Consider the following 16,306-nt stretch of genomic DNA (forward strand, 5'->3'; position numbering starts at 1 on the left):
ACGACCCAGTGGATCACCGTCGACACACCATGAGAGAGACGCTCGAAGCGCTTGCGGCGGGCACACTGTCGGTAGCGACTGCCGAGGCGCGACTCTCGGGCTACGCCACGACACCGTCAGGTCGGTTCGACGCCGCCCGCGAGCAACGACGCGGCATTCCTGAGGCGATTCTGGCCGAGGGCAAAACACCGGGTGAAGTAGTCGAGCTCGCCGAAATGGCCGTCGAAACCACCGACCGCGCGCTCGTCACCAGAGCCGACGACGCGACTACCGAAGCCGTCGAACGCGCGTTTGGCTCAGCAGAAACGGTAACTGTGAGCGTCGACGACCGGGCCAGGACGATCACAGTCACGAGCAACGGGTTCGACCAGCTCTCGCTGGCCGCCGAGGTGTGTATCGTCACCGGTGGCACCTCGGACTACCCCGTGGCTGGTGAGGCGGCCGCCGTCATCAAGGCCGTCGGGGCCGACTGCACAGTGATTCAGGATATCGGTGTTGCCAACATCGACCGACTGTTCGATCAGATAGATCGGATTCGATCCGCCGACGTAGTGGTCGCGGTCGCGGGCCGCGAGGGCGCACTACCGACCGTGGTCGCCGGACAGGTCGACTGTCCCGTGATCGGCGTACCGGTCTCGTCGGGCTACGGCGCAGGCGGCGACGGCGAGGCCGCGCTGTTGGGGCTGTTGCAGTCGTGTTCGGCGCTGTCGGTCGTCAATATCGACGCGGGCTTTACCGCGGGCGCACAGGCCGCACTCATCGCCCGTGCGGTCGACGGGTCGACTGACTGAATAGAACAAACCGAACGCTGGTAACTAACTAGTAACCAAACGTTACGATTCATTATATAAATAGAAGAAGAGTATTTGACTACTCACGGCCTAGAATCGTCACCGGCTTGCAGTGGAGCCGGGGATAAATGTCACGTTGCGATCATTGCGGGTCACACGTTTCGGACCGCTTCGCACGGGTGTTTGCCGACGAGTTGGGACAGGTGTTTGCCTGCCCGTCCTGTTCGGCCAACGCTGGCATCGCCGAAGCCGCCCGAGAACGAACCCGCAGCTAAGTTAGGGGGACCGTGAACAGCCCACTGAACAGCCATATTCGGCCATTGGGGGGCCGACGCCAGTCGGTCAATGGCCGATTTTTGCCGACCACGAAACCACTTTTGTACCAGTGACGACACCGTCGACCGTGAGCGACCACTACGTCTACATGCTCCGGTGTGCCGACGACAGCATCTATACGGGCTATACGACCGACCCCGACAGACGACTGGCCGAACACAACGCCGGTAAGGGTGCGAAGTACACACGCGGACGAACACCAGTCGAACGCGTCTATCTCGAATCCCACGAAACCAAGTCCGCCGCGATGCGCCGCGAGTACCGAATCAAACAACGCAGTCGAGAGGCGAAACTGGCGCTCATAGCAGGCGGTTCGGCCTTCGAACCTGACAGCACAGCGTAGTGTCGCACCTCACACATTTTTATCAGTTGCGAAAGGAGAGATTGTATGGACAAGATTGCTTTCGGCACCGATGGGTGGCGTGCAACCCTGGATGTGTTCACAGACGAGCGAGTCCGGATCGTCGGCGAAGCGGTCGCCCGCTATCTCGAAGACGAGGGGTACACCGACCCCGTCATCGTCGGCTACGACGCCCGCGAGACCTCGCCCGGCTTCGCCGAGAGCCTCGCCGAGATCATGGCTGGCCACGGGTTTGACGTCCTGCTTCCCAAACGCGACTGTCCGACCCCAGTGATCGCCTACGCAATCGTCGACCGCGGGCTGTCGTGTGCACTCATGGTCACCGCCTCGCACAACCCGCCGGAGTACAACGGTGTCAAGTTCATTCCCGAGGACGGTGCGCCTGCGCTGCCCGAGCGGACTGAAAAGATCGTCGAGAACCTCGCCGAACCCGATCTGCTTCCCGAAGACGAGTGGGGCGAAATTAAAGAAGTAGATCCGATTCCGAACCACGCCGACCACGCCCACGAACTCGTCGACGCCGATCTCTCGGAGCTTACGATCGTCTACGATGCCCTGTACGGCAGCGGCCAGGGCGTCACCGACGCGCTGCTCGAATCGGCGGGCGCGGACGTGGTTCGTCGACGCTGTGAGAAAGATCCCACCTTCGGCGGCGGCGAACCCGAGCCGAGTCCGAGCAACCTCCAGCCGCTCGCCGAGGCAGTCAAAGAACACGATGCGGATCTCGGGGTCGCTAATGACGGCGATGCCGACCGGATCGCCATCTGTACACCCGACCGCGGCTATCTCGACGAGAACCTCTTTTTCGCCGCTGTTTACGACTATCTTCTAGAGACTGATTCGGGCCCCGCGGTCCGCTCGGTGTCGACGACCTTCTTGATCGACCGCATCGCCGAGGCAAATGGCGAGGAAGTCGTTGAGGTGCCGGTCGGCTTCAAGTGGATCGGGAAAGCGATGGGCGAAACCGATGCCCTCATCGGCGGCGAGGAGTCGGGTGGCTTCTCGATTCGAGGCCACATCCGCGAGAAGGACGGGGTGCTGATGGCGCTGCTTGCTGGCGCAGTGACGGCTGCCAAGCCGCTCGACGACCGGGTCGATGCCCTCCTGGACGAACACGGCGAGATCCACGCCAGCAAACGCAGCGTGGCCTGTCTCGATGACCAGAAAGAGCGCGTCCTGAGCGATCTCGAAGACCACATTCCCGAGTCAGTCGCTGGCTCGGCGGTCGCCAACACCGTCACCCTCGATGGATTTAAACTCCTCTTAGAGGACGGTTCGTGGCTCCTCATTCGACCAAGTGGAACCGAACCCAAACTTCGGGTGTACGGAGAGGCCGGAAGCAAAGACCGACTCGAAACGCTGCTCGACGAGGGCGTCGACCTCGTCGAACCCCTAGTCTAACGCACCCTCGTCGGCGGTCGAGCAGGTACGGAACCGGATGTCTTTTTATTGGGGCCTTCCGTAGATCGAGTTATATGTTCAAGGCCATCGTGAGCGCCGAAACGCTCAAAGACGCGCTCGATTCGGTGAGCGTGCTGGTAGACGAGTGTAAGATCCGACTCAACTCCGAGGAGTTCTCCATTCGCGCCGTCGACCCCGCAAACGTTGGCATGGTCGACCTCTCGTTGGACGCGGCGGCCTTCGAGTCCTACGAGGCCGACGGCGGCGTGATCGGCGTCAACCTCGGACGGCTCGAAGACATCGCAGGCATGGCAAACGCCGGCGATCTCGTCCAGCTCGAACTCGACGAGGAGACTCGCAAGCTCCACATCCAGATCGACGGCCTCTCGTACACGCTGGCGCTGATCGACCCCGACTCGATCCGCCAGGAGCCAGATATTCCAGATCTCGATCTCCCCGCGCAGGTCGTTCTCGAAGGCAATCAGCTCAACCGCGGTATCAAAGCCGCCGACATGGTGAGCGACCACATCTCGCTTCGCGTCGACGAAAGCGAGGAGGCGTTTTATATCGAAGCCGAGGGCGACACCGACGACGTCGACCTCAAACTCCCCCGAGGGGACCTCATCGATCTCACCGCCGGCGCGGCCAACTCGCTGTTCTCGCTCGATTATCTCAAAGACATGAACAAGGCGATCCCCAAGGCCACCGAAGTGACGGTCGACCTCGGCGAGGAGTTCCCCGTCAAACTCCACTACGAGTTCGCCGAAGGCCTGGGGCACGTCACCTACATGCTCGCACCGCGCATCCAGAGCGACTGAGCCGGTCGACCGTCTTTTCACTATTCCGCACAGTCGGCGCGACGTATCGATCAACGTTTCCGAAATCACGCCTTTAACTGTGGCAGTCATAGCCCAACGCTATGCGAACAACACTGACTGCCGACGACGAGTCGAAACCGGTCAGAAACGCCGATGGAGAGCGTGTCGGCCGAGTCGTTGTGGTTGAAAACGGAGCCGCGTCGGTCGACCCCGAACCCGGGCTCACCGAGACGTTCCTCTCGATGCTCGACTGGGCCGAATCAAGTAATACAGACACCTACACGCTTCGATCCGACGCGGTCGACGAGATCACCGACGACGAGATCCGACTCAAGGAGTTCTGAGATGGCGAGTATACTCACCGCCGTCGACGGGCTCGCGGCCGCCCCGCTCCAGGGTGAGTTCCTCTGGTACGGACTGGTGTTTTTCGCGCTCGCGATCGTCGCCGGCATCGTCGGCTTTCAGGGAGTCGCCGGTATATCGATGCGGATCGCCCGCATCTTCGTGCTGATCTTTCTCGTGCTGGCCGTTCTGAGTCTGATTCTCTGAGCAGTAGCCGGTGACTACCGAAAAAGAGTCGACAACAAGCAGTTGGTAGCCGAGTTTTATCTAAGAGTAGTCGACAACTATCAGTCGGTAGTCAGTGGCTACCGATGGCGGTCGATGACGGCTTTAGCTTCTCTGCCAGCCTGTTTCCAGCCGTAACCCGCCTCGTAGACGTGGCGTTTACTCTCGACGAGTTCCTCGGGCGACGACTCCTCGAAGCCGCCGCGATCCCAGGTTCCCGACTCTCTGAGCCACTCACAGACGGTGGCTTTCGTTTCGGCCCACGAGAGGTCGACCATCTCGTACCACGCGATCATCGCGAACACCGCGTTGTCGTGACAGCCCGGCAGCGAACCGTGCTCGTAGATCGTCGCCATCGGCTCGACGGTCGGCTCGGAGACGAGCTCCTTGTACTCGGCGGCCGTCAGGAGTCGAAGCGTTCCGTCGTCGTCCTGTTCGACCCGACTGACACGTTTGAGCGTTTCGAGCGCGGCCGTATGAAGCTCGCTCCACTCGCTGTGAATCGCCGTTCGGAGCGCTTTCTCGGTGCAATCGCGCGTCGACAACACCGCCAGCGAGTCGGTGTAGGCCTTCTCGATGGTCGGCCACGTCGTCCCCTCGAATCGGCAGTCGAGCTCGTGGAGGCTGTTGGTCGTTCGACAGCCCGGACAAGGGTAGCTGAAACGAGGCACTACTGGTGACTGTATCGCTACCTGATTATAGATTTCGTGATTAGTCTGTGGACATGACCAGTCACCGTGACCGAGTAACCGTCGGGCTTATTCATCCTGCCGTGAAATTCTCGCGGTAACCATGTCGACCTCACGCCACGCACGGTATCCATTTCTGGAGGCGGCCCGCGCGGCCGTCGGTGAGCTGGGCGTCGACATCGAGACGCTGATCGAGACCGGCGCGCCAGCGGTCGACCGCGGGCGCGAGCGGGTCGAACGGGCCCTGCTTGCGGGCCGGGTCGACGCCGAAACCCCCGACGAGTGGCACACCGAGGACGAGCTGCTGTCGTATCCCATTGCTCGAATTCTCGTTTCGCTACTCGATTCGGGCGCGGCGATCGACAAGTACGCGGCCGCCGAGGCCAAAACCGCCGTCGAACGACTCAAAGAGGACTTCGAGACCGGCGACGACGGCCTCAAAAGCACGACCAGCGCCCGGATCGACCGCGAGACGATCCTCGAGGAGTTGGAGCTGACGACGGCGATCCGCGCCGAGACGACTCATTCGAGCCGCGAGCCCGCCTGGTTTCGCGTCGAGGTCGCGACGTATCTCCGGCTCGCCTCGGGCTCTCGCGGCGACCGCTGGCGGTTGGTCAACCGCGAGGTGGTCGACGGCGACGTACGGGTCGAACGCGAGGAGCTATTCGCGCTGCTCGGGACCGCGATCAGACGTCGGGTTGAGGCGGGCCTGCCGTTCGAGGGGCTGACCGAGGGTGAGGGGATCGTCGAGCCCCTCGAATCAGATCTCGGCGAGCTCCGTCGACTGCTCTCGGAGCGAACGGTCGTCGGCCGGATCGATTTCGTCAACCGCGAGCTGTTTCCGCCGTGTATCGAGAACCTGCTTCAGAAGGCCGAAGACGGGATCGAGCTCCAAGAGTTTGAAAGCTTCACCCTGATGGCGTTTCTGACGGGCATCGGGATGGAGGCCGACGAGATCGTCGACTTCTGTGCGGCGTCGTCGCTCGATCCCGACGGAATCCGCTACCAGACGGAGTATCTCCGTGACGACCGCGGCACGCAGTACCCGCCGCCGTCGTGCGAAACGCTGAGTGCCTACAGGATCTGTCACAACGAGGACGACCACTGGAAAGTCGCGGGCCATCCGCTGGCGTACTACCAGACCAAACTGGAAGCGGCCGACGACGGGTTGGTCGACTGGCGCGAGACGCAGGCGGCCAGCGTCGAGTGAGCGAGTGAGACGCGAGCGGGCCGGTCAGTCAGTGAGTCGAGTGTTAGGTGTCGGTCGGCTCGTCGTCCGATCGGCGAATGAGAAATAGTCCGATAACGGCCATAAGCAGTACAAATCCAGTGAGCGCGCCAACGATCGCCAGCGCGCCGTTGCTCGACAACCCTTCGGCACCGTCGAAGACGACACCGATACCAATCAGGGAAGCGAGGAACAGGCCGACGGCGAGAAGCGAAACCACCGTCTGTCGGCGCATTTCCTCGTCGATATCCATATCGCTCCGTTTTGACGGCCGTCTCAAAAGGGCTTCGAAACGCGTGAGGAAAATCACGCCACTGACCGCTTGGAGCCGGGATTTCGGCCGAAGAAGGGTTTAGGTACACGCAGACCCTAAACGAGAGTAGCTGGTGACCCTCCAATGACAGCCCACACGAGTTACGACGCCGATCAGTCGACCGCCCGCCATCCACCGCCCAACACCCGAACAGCCGCAGGCACCGGCCAGCGCGCACACCGCGCGCGAACCGAACCGATGACGCTTCGAACGCTCCGAGATGGCCGAACGATCGTCGAAACCGACGGCGGCACCTACGTCGTCGACACCAATCAGACACGCTGTACCTGCCCCGATCACGCGATCCGCGGCGCGCGGTGCAAACACCTTCGACGGGTAGCCATCGAGGCCGCTGCGGACACAGTCCCACCCGCAGGAATGCGCGAGGGCGTCTGCGCGCTCTGCGGCAATACGGTACTCGTCGACTGCGACCAACCCACTGCCCTCTGTGAAACCCACGCCTTCGAACCCGGCGAACTCGTCGTCGACCGCGAAACTGGAAGCCCTCTGATCGTCGTCGAACAAACAGCTGACCGCGCGGATACGGCACGAACCGACGACGGCCGATCTATCGCCGCCGTTGAAACGAACGATGCATATGGCGTCCACGAACCGGTTATCGAGGCCGTCTACGCCAGCGCGCTGGCGCGACAGACGACCGGCAGAGCGGCCAAACAGTACGGCTTTCCGGCGAGTCGGCTCCGCCATACTGACCGCGACCCCGTCCGTGGCCAGCGACTGCTCGCGAGCCATCAGCCGACCCACGCTACAGCACTCGCGAGCAGTGTGGCTGAGTAGTCACTCCCTACTGTCGTCTGTCGTTTCGTTCTCCTCGTCGGGACATCGCGGAACCGACACGCTCACCGATTCGTCCTCGACGCGTACCGTGAACCAGCCACAAAACGGCGAGCCAGTCGACAGTTCGACCTGCTGTTCGGCGGTTCGTTCCTCGTCACCGGTCGTATCGATCGCTTCGATTCGGTACCGACCGGCCGTCTCTACGATGTTCTCCTCAGTTACCCGCTCGTCGGGTTCGATCTGAAGCGTTTCGTCATACACCGTCTCTTCGCTGACGTGGACGATAGCAACCGACAGTTCGTGTGATCGACTATCCTGATTTTCGATACGAAGGTCGAACGACGTCGACAACGACTCACGACCGAGACAGCCCCCAAAGACGAAAACAGAGAGCGACGCTACAATCACACCCCGACGGTCTACACCCATTGGGTGACATACTGACTGAAAGAGGATACAAATTACTCAACAATTACTGAAAATAAGAATATACTGGACAACAACTGAACTAGATATCGTCGAGTGTCGTCTTGGTACTGCGGCCGACGAACTCGTCGAAGTCGACACCGTCGGCGAGCGCGGTTTCTTTTTTTACGCGGTAGTTGCCACCGTTGGTCGTATACAGGTCGCCCGGATGGAAGAAGTACCAGTCTTCGCGGTCAAATCGGACGGCAATCCGGGCTTTCGCGCCGAAGTTCCGGGCGAAATAAATGAGTGCTTCGACCTCTTGGCCGGTGAGATAGATTGGGTTCCCGCTGCTGGATTTGGCTTCGATAGCGTAAAACCGGTCGCCGTCGCCCGCCAGCACGTCGGGGAGTTCGCGCTCGGTCGCACTCCCGCTGGCGGGCGCACGCATGACTGCGAATCCAGACTCGTCGAGTCGGTTGACGAGTTCGCGTTCACGTCGGTCACCCTTGCGGTTAGCTGACATCTACTCCTCCACAAACACACCCTGTACGACATCGAAACCCGGGTAGGGAGTTCATACCGAGCGTTGTAGGGTTGTTAATAAAAGGACTGCGGGCCACATCGGAGTCTGCTTACTTCGCTCGCTCGGTGAGTGTGGCGGCCGCATCGGCGTCGGCGAGCGCGTTCGAGCCGAGATAGATGAAGACGATCGAGACGACGAGCAGGAGATCACCGAGCGGTCCGCTCCGAGTGAGCGCGAGTATGACACCGAAAACCACTAACAACGCTGCGAGTCCCAGATACGCCCACCCTGTATTCATACAACCACGTTCGATGCAACTGGCTTAAATGATCGGAATTCGAGCGTCCTGCGAACGAATTGAGAGGTAGAACCCTACGTGCCGTGGTCCCAGCTACCGAGATACTCGCGTTGCTCGTCGGTCAGCGAGTCGTGGTCGACACCCTCGGCGGCGAGTTTGATCTCGGCAATCTCGCGGTCAAGGTCGTCCGGAACGTCGTGGACGCCCGCGTCATAGGCGTCGCCGTTGTCGGCCAGTTCCCTGACACAGACCGCCTGGACGCCGAAGCTCTGGTCCATCACCTCGACTGGGTGGCCCAGCGCGATCGGCGCGGCGAGGTTGACGAGTCGACCCTCCGCCAAGACGTTGAGTCGGCGGCCGTCGGCCATCTCGTAGGCCTCGACGCCCTCGCGGGCCTCGTAGACGTCGACGGCTTTCTCTTCAAGTGCAACCAGATCGATCTCGATGTCGAAGTGGCCCGCGTTGGCGAGCAGGACGCCGTCTGTCATTACGTCGAAATGCTCGTCGACGACTACGTCTCGGTTACCAGTCGTCGTCAAAATCAGGTCGGCCTCGGCGGCAGCCTCCATCATGGGCAGCACCTCGTAGCCTTCCATGTGGGCTTCGAGCGCGCGGCGTGGGTCGACTTCGGTGACGATCACGTCGGCGTTTTGGCCCGCCGCCTTCTTGGCGACGCCTTTGCCACAGTAGCCGTAGCCTGCGACGACAACGTTCTTACCGGCGTACGAGAGGTTGGTCGTCATCGCAATCGAGGCCAACGAGGACTCACCAGTGCCGTGGACGTTATCGAACAGTGTCTTCATCGGGGTGTCGTTAACCGCGAACACCGGGTAGTCGAGGGCGTCGTCGCGCTCCATCGCCCGAATTCGGTGAACACCCGTGGTGGTCTCCTCGCAGCCCCCGACGATCGAATCGATCAGTTCGGGGTACTCCTCGTGAATCCGGAAGATCATGTCGCAGCCGTCGTCGACGGTGATCGTCGGCTCGTGGTCGATCACGGCGTCGATGGCGTCGTAGTACTCCTCGTCGTCGACACCGCGAACCGCGTAGGAGGTAATGTTGTCGTGGGTATCGAGCGCGGCGCTCACGTCGTCGTGGGTCGACAGGGGATTACAGCCCGTAATGGCGACCTCTGCGCCTCCCAGTGCGAGGAGTTCGACCAGGTTGGCGGTTTTGGCTTCGACGTGCATCGCCATCCCGATCGTCTCGCCCGCGAGGGGTTGGTCGGCCTCGAACTCCCCTCGGAGGGTCTGGAGGATCGGCATGTGCTGGAGTGCCCAGTCCATCTTGCGTCGACCCTCGGTCCGGGCGGCCTCGACGTCGTCGAGGTGCGCAGAAACCGGCGGGTACGCTGATTTGCTCATATCTTGCTGTGGCCGCTTACGGTCAAAACGGTACCGAAGCGTAACTAGCAGCACCCGCTATTCTGGCAGATCCAATATAGTTCAGCGCTCAAGCTATTAGATAGATTGTTTGTCAAAAAAGGGGAATGGTTGCCGTTTTATGTCTGCTTGCGCATAGCAAGCAAACCAGCTGACAGGAGCGCCACAAGCGCGGTCGTCAGACCGAAACCAGGCGTGCTCTCGCCGTCATCGCCTTCTCCGTCATCGCCTTCTCCGTCATCGCCTTCTCCGTCATCGCCTTCTCCGCCTTCGCCTTCTCCGTCGTCGTCTTCTCCGCCTTCGCCTTCTCCGTCTTCGCCTTCTCCGTCGTCGCCTTCTCCGTCGTCGTCTTCTCCGTCGTCGTCTTCTCCGTCGTCGTCTTCTCCGTCGTCGTCTTCTCCGTCGTCGTCTTCTCCGTCGTCGTCTTCTCCGTCGTCGTCTTCTCCGTCGTCGTCTTCTCCGTCGTCGTCTTCTCCGTCGTCCCCACCTGGTGCAGGTTGTCCGCCACCGCCACCACTACTGCCATCATCGCCACCGTCATCACTGTCATCGTCACTGTCATCAGCGAGTGTGACCGAGAGATCGACCTCGTCGGAGGCGGCTGATTCCCATGTGATGGTCTCCTCATCAGTGTCGTCGACATCGTCGACACGGATGGTTAGCTCTTCGTCCTCAGCGTCTTCGTCTGGATCCTCGACGTCGAGATCGTAGTAGCCATCGCTGTCGGTGGTGTTTTCGGCGACAACCTCACCCTCATACAGCACCTCGACGGTTTCGCCGCTGACTGCGTCACCGTCCTCGGTCACGGTACCGTAGAGACGGTGCGGTGGGTCTGGTGGCCCATCGTCTTGAGCGATAGCTGCACCTGCAGCGAACACGCTCGCGAGGAGTATTGCCACTGTCAATACGACAAATACCCTCCCGACGTTCGATCTGAGTTTGTTAGCTCTCATATCAATAAATATGTAGATAGTTGGTTTACTCGTCTGTCCAGGAGTCTTCGTCGCTGAACGTGTAGACTTCGTCGTCTTCGACGAAGACCCAGTAGCCGCTTCCGGTTTCGAGTTCGTCGTCGTCACCGATAGCATCGTAGTCGAATCCAGTGTCGTCGGACTGTTCGTAGACCGAGTGCACACTGCCCTCTATTGAGCCGAATGCCTCACCAGCGTCCTGGTTGTAGGCCTGGTAGTGGCCGACGAGGTTCCAACCTTCATCGAGGTCCTCATCATTGAGCAGCGAGCCTTCGTAGTCGTCATCGGAGCCCGCGGGCTCGTTGTAAGTGTTGACGTCGAGGGTGTCGTCGTCGTTCATCACGACGATGTAACCCTGACCGCCCTCGATTTCATCAATGTCGTTCTCGTCAGCACCGGGTGCGTAGCTCTCCCATTCGCCGTCTTCGCGCGTCCAGATAGTGTCGACGTTCTCCTCGTCGACACCGTCGATGTCGTCGATATCGAGCGAGCCCGACTGTGCAGGCACGGAGACGAAGTTCTCGCCTTCTTTCAGGTCGAGCTGGGTCGTGTGAACGACCGTTCCTTCGTCGACAGGAGTCTCGTCGTGGGAGTCTTCGACAAGTGCATCATTGCTGAAGTTGACTTCGGGTTTGTCGCCAGTTTGGATCGACTCCTCATCAAGATTCAGTTCTATGACGTTCGAATCGGGCTGATTAGCAGATTCGACAATGGCTTCACCGCCGACAGTAATGTCGTCCAACTCGTTGTTGGGCTTAACGGGTTCATCGGTCGTCACGGTAACGGTATCCTCGTTCGCGTCGTAGACGGCGTTCGTCAGCGACGGATCGTCGGCGTCGACACTTGACTCGCTCTCATCATCCTCGTAATCGTCAATGAAGTAGCTGTTACCCTCCGCGTCGGTGGCGGTGTTTAGGTCAGCGCTGTAATCACCGTCGCGATCCGTTTCGTAGGTTGCGGTGTATTCGTAGTCACCGTCATCTTCTTCCACATCGAAGTCGCCCTCATCGAGGGTTGTTCCGGGGCTTTCGTCCTCGTCATCGAGTTTCTGATCGGCCAGAAGGCCGACATCGATATCTTCGAGTTCCTCGTTGGACGAAAGCGTGACATCGATCTCGTCACCGTCAGCTTCGGTATCGAGGTCGACCGTTGCGCCGATATTGTCTCCGAGCGATTGAGTCGTTTCCTCGACAGAGAGACCGATACCGTCGTAGACTTCGTCGGATTCGACGGTGATCGTGTCGTTGCCAATGTCGTCTTCTGTCGCCTCTTCGTCTAGCGTGAGGATTGCTTCGTTATCACCGGCCTCGTGTTCGACGTCGGTGATCTCGGTCGCGTTCGTATCGTCAGTGTCGGATTCGTCACTGTAGCTGAACGCATCCTCGTCGAGCGCGCCGTCGCTATCGTTGTAGACTTCCTCGTCGAAAGCCACGCGGACCTCGTCGGAACCCTCTTTGGCGTCAAGGCCAATGAGTTCCGGAACGGTGTCTTTCGTTACGTTCTCCGAGTCGGAGGACGTGTTTTCGACCGCATCGGTGAGTTCGACTTCCACTTCAACATCATCATCGAGGTCATCACTGTCTTCAAGTTCCGTGAGATCAACGTCATTGAATTCAACTTCGTCATCCTCACTGGCGTCGACCTCTTCAGGTCCAGACTCCTCTTCGTTCCCGTCGCGATCGGTGATCGTCAGACGGGCTTCCGTGTCTTCGGTGACGTCGCTGACGTCGGCGGTCACGTCGTACTCTTCGACGTTAGAATCGGTGACCAAAGCGTCGTCTAGATCCTCATTGCCGTCGAGTTCGCTAATGTCGGGCGAAGCAGGATCTTGTTGATCCGTCAGCGCGACACTGTCGATTCCGACTTCAGTGCTGTCGGCACCGCTCTCAGTAATCGCACCTTCGAAGGCGCTGATCTCGTCCTCGTCGAGGTCGTCAGCGGAGACCTCGTCATCGAGTTCGAGTTCGAGCGATTCACCGTAGCTCTTCTCCTCGTCGACCTTCTCGATCTTCGAGGCACCCTCGTCACTGAGGTCTTCGTACGTGAAGTCCTCTTTCGAGAAGTTATCGCTGTCTTCAGTCGTGACGTACTCGTTGAAGTGGACGGTAACGTGATCGTTACCGGCTTCGGCTTCCACGCTCTCGATTTTAGGGTCGAGTTCGTCTACGGTTAGAGCATTCGACTGGGTATCCGTATCAGAATTGCTACTCTGATCCGTAGCGGTAACGGTGACATCATAGAGTCCATTCTCTGGAATGTCATCATCGAGTGTAACATCCGTCGTCTGTGTACTATCGTCACCAGCATCGACAGTGGTTCCGTCGGTACCGTAGGTATTTCCTTCACTGTCCTCGACCTGAAGAGTCACGTCGGACTGCGTCGCAGCTTCGTCGACTGTGTAGTCGACTTCGACGTCGTCACCAGGTGCAAGGTTGTCTTTGTCATCATTTTGGACACTAACACCGCTCACGTCAGGAGCGTCGTCGTCGATGGTAACCGCCTCATCCTCAGTGGAGCTGTTGGTGTTACCAGCGTCGTCATCGGCTTCGACGGTCAGGTCGTAGCTGCCGTCGGTGAGGTTTCCGTCTTCATCCTCCAAAACAGTTGTCAACGTCTTGACTTTGTTGTCGTTGTCGTACTGTTCGTCGTTGACATCCCAACTGTAGGTTTCGTCATCATTCTCAAGAGTGATGGTGACATCGTTCAGGTTGTCCTCTTCATAGGCGTACCCGACATCGAGTTCGTCACCCGATTGAGCAGTTACGGGGTCGTCGCTCGTGGGCTCCTCGATGGATGGTTCGCTCGGATCGGTGTTGTCGATCTCGAGGGTGTCGGACGTGGTGGTGTTCTCGTTACCAGCGTCGTCAGTTGCGGTCACGTCGACAGACGCTTCGTCAGTTGACTCGGCATCCTCGACGGTGAACTCACCCTCGTAGACGCCTTCCTCGTCTTTAGACTCACTTAGAGTAATCTCATCCTCGTTGCCGAATTCGCCGGCATCAACTTCGACCGTGTCGACGTTTTCGTCGGAGACGGTAGCCGACACGTCGACCGTGTCGTCTTCCGCGACGATGCCGTTGTCGTCACCATCAGTGATGGTGGCGTCTTCGGCAGTCGGATCTTCAGTGTCGACCGTAAATGACGATCCGAATGTTTCCGATGGGTTCCCGACATCGTCGTCCGCGTCGACATCGACGTCGACACCCCCATCAGCATACTCAAAGTCCTCGTCACCCTCGGTTGGGTCGATAGTGAGGACGCCGTCATCTGCATTGTAGCTGACGTTGTCGCCAGTACCAGATTGACCGATTACCTCTCCATCTGCATCCTCGACAGCGACATCAATCGAGTCTTCGTTCACACCCGATCCGTCGTCAGTGAGGTCGACAGTGTACTCGGTGGTATTGTCGTTGGTGAAAGACCCATCAGATGGATCTTCCTCAGAGATATCGGGAGCTTGGTCGTCGATAGTTAATTCTGCAGTCTCATACGCTTCTTCACTGTCATCCCAGTAATGGGCAGTCACAGTTTCATCATCGTCTTCTACCTGCAGATTGCCATCATCTAAATCAGCCCCAGCATCCTCAGTTGGGATTGATGTGGCTGTCTCACCGTCGACCTTAATCCCGTCCTCTGATTCGGGATAGTAATCATAGGTGATAACTACCTCCTCATCTGATGATGCCGCAGACTCAAGCGTCACATCACCTGTTTCAGGATCGACACTGTCAACATCTGCATCAGTACCACCGACCGTTGCGGTGACTTCATCGTCCGCGATGCCGTCTTCTCCATCCGTATCTGCAAGAGGAGTATCATCGACAGTAAATGTGTCTTGATCACTCTCAGCAGAGAAGGTTTGTTCCGCATCTTCCTCAACTGATTCAGTATCACTTGTGAATGCTACAGTAGCATCATTTGGGTTATCATCATCGGTAATAGTGAATGCTGCATCATCACCGATTGCGATATACTCGTTATCGGCTGTAATCTCTCCTGAGTGTAGCTTCAAGCGTAGTCTCGCTAGCTTAAGCTCTCTAAGCACGTATCTATACGAATGGGACGAAAGCAGCACGTTGTTGATCTCTCTGATGAGGAGCGGAGGACGCTCGAATGGTTCATTTCGACCGGTGAGCACAAAGCCGAGGACATCACCCGGGCACGTATACTCCTGAAGGCTGACGACGGGCTCACAGATGCTGAAATCTGTGAGCACGTCGGCTGTTCAATCGGAACACCCTACAACGCACGCAAAAACTACTGCCAGCGAGGGCTCGCGGCGATTCATCGCCGCAAGCCCGACCGCGAATATGAACGCAAACTCGATGGCGATGCCGAAGCCCGACTGATCAAACTCGCCTGTAGCGAACCACCAGAAGGACACTCTCGCTGGACTCTCCACCTTCTCGCTGATGAACTCGTTATGCTTGACGAGATCGACTTCGAGTCGATCTCTCACGAAACCGTCCGAGAACGTCTAAAAAAACGTCCTGAAACCGCATCTCTCTAGCTACTGGGAAATTCCACCAGAACAGGACGCTGGCTTTGTCTACTACATGGAAGATGTCCTCGCTCTGTACCACGAACCATACGACGAAACACGTCCAGTCATCTGTTTTGACGAATCCAGTAAGGCACTTCGTGGGCATGAGCGCGATCCGCTCCCGGCCGAACCGGGAGCGGTCGCTCGTGTCGATCACCGTTACGAACGCAACGGGAAACAGCGGCTCCACATCACTACCGAACCGTTGAGTGGCTGGGTAGCCGTCGAAGTTACGGAGCGACGGCGGACGACCGAATGGATCGACCGCATGGTCGAACTGGCGGATGTTCACTACCCGGATGCGGATTGCATCCGGGTTGTGATGGATCAACTCAATACGCACAAACCGGCTGCTTTCTATGACTTTTTCCCACCAGAGCAAGCGAAAGCGTATCTTGATCGATTCGAGTTCCACTATACTCCGAAGCGAGGCAGCTGGCTGAACATGGCCGAAATTTCGATTGGCATCCTCAAACGTCAGTGTCTTGATCGGCGCATCTATGACGCAGCGACCCTCCGAGCGGAGGTCGCTGCGTGGCAGCATCGTCACAATTCGGTTGATCGGCCTATTGACTGGCAATTCACCACTGATGACGCTCGTATCAAACTACGCCAGCTCTATCCAGTTGAGTCGAGAAACTAGTGAGACTACGCTTGAAGCTACACTGAGTCTGCCATCGCACTCCCCGCAAACGTCACCGTTCCGCCCACCACGGACAGAAGCATGATCGCTACGAGGAACACGGCGCGTGCTGTGCCTCTATAATCTGTATTTCGTCTCATAATTTGTTGCCATATACTGACAGCCATCGCCGGCGACCTCCCACCAACAGGATATATCGCAACGACATACTACCAGCATATAGTGATGGTATTCAA

20 protein-coding genes are annotated in these 16,306 nt (G+C 58.7%); 11 read left to right on the plus strand and 9 right to left on the minus strand.

All coding sequences use genetic code 11. The features are described 5' to 3' along the window. The first annotated feature begins 29 nt into the window (after positions 1-29). The 7 genes from larB to O2S87_RS04095 all read left to right on the plus strand — a co-directional run bounded on the left by larB (position 30) and on the right by O2S87_RS04095 (position 4,256). A complete protein-coding gene (larB, locus tag O2S87_RS04065) occupies positions 30-791 on the plus strand; it encodes a nickel pincer cofactor biosynthesis protein LarB (RefSeq protein WP_475407582.1) in 762 nt (253 codons plus the stop codon). A gap of 128 nt (positions 792-919) precedes the next feature. Further along, entirely contained in the window at positions 920-1,066 is a 147-nt protein-coding gene (locus O2S87_RS04070; protein ID WP_475407524.1) for a DUF7563 family protein, read from the plus strand. A gap of 128 nt (positions 1,067-1,194) precedes the next feature. Further along, a complete protein-coding gene (locus O2S87_RS04075; RefSeq protein ID WP_475407525.1) occupies positions 1,195-1,470 on the plus strand; it encodes a GIY-YIG nuclease family protein in 276 nt (91 codons plus the stop codon). Positions 1,471-1,515: 45 nt separating this feature from the next. After that, positions 1,516-2,889, plus strand: a complete 1,374-nt coding sequence (locus tag O2S87_RS04080; protein WP_475407526.1) for a phosphoglucomutase/phosphomannomutase family protein — start codon at positions 1,516-1,518, stop codon at positions 2,887-2,889. Between the two features lie 74 nt (positions 2,890-2,963). Continuing rightward, complete coding sequence (locus O2S87_RS04085) at positions 2,964-3,707, plus strand: DNA polymerase sliding clamp (RefSeq protein ID WP_475407527.1); 744 nt, start codon at positions 2,964-2,966, stop codon at positions 3,705-3,707. A 101-nt stretch (positions 3,708-3,808) separates the two neighbouring features. After that, entirely contained in the window at positions 3,809-4,051 is a 243-nt protein-coding gene (locus O2S87_RS04090) for a PRC-barrel domain containing protein (protein ID WP_475407528.1), read from the plus strand. A 1-nt stretch (position 4,052) separates the two neighbouring features. Continuing rightward, complete coding sequence (locus O2S87_RS04095) at positions 4,053-4,256, plus strand: DUF1328 family protein (RefSeq protein WP_475407529.1); 204 nt, start codon at positions 4,053-4,055, stop codon at positions 4,254-4,256. A gap of 98 nt (positions 4,257-4,354) precedes the next feature. On the opposite strand, the gene O2S87_RS04100 is transcribed toward O2S87_RS04095, so the two are convergent. Further along, the gene (locus O2S87_RS04100; RefSeq protein WP_475407530.1) at positions 4,355-4,945 is read right to left on the minus strand and encodes a DUF7474 family protein; all 591 of its coding nucleotides are present in this window, start codon (positions 4,943-4,945) and stop codon (positions 4,355-4,357) included. 121 nt (positions 4,946-5,066) lie between these two features. Between O2S87_RS04100 and O2S87_RS04105 the strand changes: the two genes are divergently transcribed. Next, the gene (locus O2S87_RS04105; protein ID WP_475407531.1) at positions 5,067-6,173 is read left to right on the plus strand and encodes a DNA primase; all 1,107 of its coding nucleotides are present in this window, start codon (positions 5,067-5,069) and stop codon (positions 6,171-6,173) included. A 43-nt stretch (positions 6,174-6,216) separates the two neighbouring features. Here O2S87_RS04105 and O2S87_RS04110 read toward each other — a convergent pair whose 3' ends face one another. Beyond that, positions 6,217-6,444 carry a DUF7472 family protein gene (locus O2S87_RS04110; RefSeq protein WP_475407532.1) on the minus strand — a complete coding sequence of 76 codons (228 nt, stop codon included), beginning with the start codon at positions 6,442-6,444 and terminating at the stop codon, positions 6,217-6,219. 144 nt (positions 6,445-6,588) lie between these two features. Between O2S87_RS04110 and O2S87_RS04115 the strand changes: the two genes are divergently transcribed. Continuing rightward, entirely contained in the window at positions 6,589-7,302 is a 714-nt protein-coding gene (locus O2S87_RS04115) for an SWIM zinc finger family protein (protein ID WP_475407533.1), read from the plus strand. On the opposite strand, the gene O2S87_RS04120 is transcribed toward O2S87_RS04115, so the two are convergent. The 6 genes from O2S87_RS04120 to O2S87_RS04145 all read right to left on the minus strand — a co-directional run bounded on the left by O2S87_RS04120 (position 7,303) and on the right by O2S87_RS04145 (position 14,896). After that, a complete protein-coding gene (locus O2S87_RS04120; protein ID WP_475407534.1) occupies positions 7,303-7,731 on the minus strand; it encodes an Ig-like domain-containing protein in 429 nt (142 codons plus the stop codon). Positions 7,732-7,810: 79 nt separating this feature from the next. Then, positions 7,811-8,233, minus strand: a complete 423-nt coding sequence (gene hjc, locus O2S87_RS04125) for a Holliday junction resolvase Hjc (protein ID WP_475407535.1) — start codon at positions 8,231-8,233, stop codon at positions 7,811-7,813. A gap of 109 nt (positions 8,234-8,342) precedes the next feature. Then, positions 8,343-8,531 carry a hypothetical protein gene (locus tag O2S87_RS04130; RefSeq protein ID WP_475407536.1) on the minus strand — a complete coding sequence of 63 codons (189 nt, stop codon included), beginning with the start codon at positions 8,529-8,531 and terminating at the stop codon, positions 8,343-8,345. A 74-nt stretch (positions 8,532-8,605) separates the two neighbouring features. Then, positions 8,606-9,895: an adenosylhomocysteinase gene (locus tag O2S87_RS04135; protein ID WP_475407537.1), complete on the minus strand. Its 1,290-nt coding sequence runs from the start codon at positions 9,893-9,895 to the stop codon at positions 8,606-8,608. Between the two features lie 137 nt (positions 9,896-10,032). After that, positions 10,033-10,812 carry a PGF-CTERM sorting domain-containing protein gene (locus O2S87_RS04140; RefSeq protein WP_475407538.1) on the minus strand — a complete coding sequence of 260 codons (780 nt, stop codon included), beginning with the start codon at positions 10,810-10,812 and terminating at the stop codon, positions 10,033-10,035. Positions 10,813-10,891: 79 nt separating this feature from the next. Beyond that, positions 10,892-14,896, minus strand: coding sequence for a hypothetical protein (locus tag O2S87_RS04145; RefSeq protein WP_475407539.1), 4,005 nt, complete (start codon positions 14,894-14,896; stop codon positions 10,892-10,894). A 45-nt stretch (positions 14,897-14,941) separates the two neighbouring features. Between O2S87_RS04145 and O2S87_RS04150 the strand changes: the two genes are divergently transcribed. Both O2S87_RS04150 and O2S87_RS04155 read left to right on the plus strand, forming a co-directional pair. Beyond that, positions 14,942-15,394, plus strand: a complete 453-nt coding sequence (locus O2S87_RS04150; protein ID WP_475407540.1) for a helix-turn-helix domain-containing protein — start codon at positions 14,942-14,944, stop codon at positions 15,392-15,394. Between the two features lie 10 nt (positions 15,395-15,404). Continuing rightward, the gene (locus O2S87_RS04155; protein WP_475407583.1) at positions 15,405-16,070 is read left to right on the plus strand and encodes an IS630 family transposase; all 666 of its coding nucleotides are present in this window, start codon (positions 15,405-15,407) and stop codon (positions 16,068-16,070) included. A gap of 17 nt (positions 16,071-16,087) precedes the next feature. On the opposite strand, the gene O2S87_RS04160 is transcribed toward O2S87_RS04155, so the two are convergent. Continuing rightward, positions 16,088-16,237 carry a surface glycoprotein gene (locus tag O2S87_RS04160; RefSeq protein ID WP_475407541.1) on the minus strand — a complete coding sequence of 50 codons (150 nt, stop codon included), beginning with the start codon at positions 16,235-16,237 and terminating at the stop codon, positions 16,088-16,090. Positions 16,238-16,306 lie beyond the last annotated feature (69 nt).

This window comes from Halohasta sp. A2, assembly GCF_056175805.1.

Coding starts and splice junctions, on each gene's coding strand:
- larB (WP_475407582.1), top strand. CDS start 30: ATGAGAGAGACGCTCGAAGCGCTTGCGGCGGGCACACTGTCGGTAGCG.
- O2S87_RS04070 (WP_475407524.1), top strand. CDS start 920: ATGTCACGTTGCGATCATTGCGGGTCACACGTTTCGGACCGCTTCGCA.
- O2S87_RS04080 (WP_475407526.1), top strand. CDS start 1,516: ATGGACAAGATTGCTTTCGGCACCGATGGGTGGCGTGCAACCCTGGAT.
- O2S87_RS04085 (WP_475407527.1), top strand. CDS start 2,964: ATGTTCAAGGCCATCGTGAGCGCCGAAACGCTCAAAGACGCGCTCGAT.
- O2S87_RS04090 (WP_475407528.1), top strand. CDS start 3,809: ATGCGAACAACACTGACTGCCGACGACGAGTCGAAACCGGTCAGAAAC.
- O2S87_RS04095 (WP_475407529.1), top strand. CDS start 4,053: ATGGCGAGTATACTCACCGCCGTCGACGGGCTCGCGGCCGCCCCGCTC.
- O2S87_RS04105 (WP_475407531.1), top strand. CDS start 5,067: ATGTCGACCTCACGCCACGCACGGTATCCATTTCTGGAGGCGGCCCGC.
- O2S87_RS04110 (WP_475407532.1), bottom strand. CDS start 6,444: ATGGATATCGACGAGGAAATGCGCCGACAGACGGTGGTTTCGCTTCTC.
- O2S87_RS04115 (WP_475407533.1), top strand. CDS start 6,589: ATGACAGCCCACACGAGTTACGACGCCGATCAGTCGACCGCCCGCCAT.
- O2S87_RS04120 (WP_475407534.1), bottom strand. CDS start 7,731: ATGGGTGTAGACCGTCGGGGTGTGATTGTAGCGTCGCTCTCTGTTTTC.
- hjc (WP_475407535.1), bottom strand. CDS start 8,233: ATGTCAGCTAACCGCAAGGGTGACCGACGTGAACGCGAACTCGTCAAC.
- O2S87_RS04130 (WP_475407536.1), bottom strand. CDS start 8,531: ATGAATACAGGGTGGGCGTATCTGGGACTCGCAGCGTTGTTAGTGGTT.
- O2S87_RS04135 (WP_475407537.1), bottom strand. CDS start 9,895: ATGAGCAAATCAGCGTACCCGCCGGTTTCTGCGCACCTCGACGACGTC.
- O2S87_RS04150 (WP_475407540.1), top strand. CDS start 14,942: ATGGGACGAAAGCAGCACGTTGTTGATCTCTCTGATGAGGAGCGGAGG.
- O2S87_RS04160 (WP_475407541.1), bottom strand. CDS start 16,237: ATGGCTGTCAGTATATGGCAACAAATTATGAGACGAAATACAGATTAT.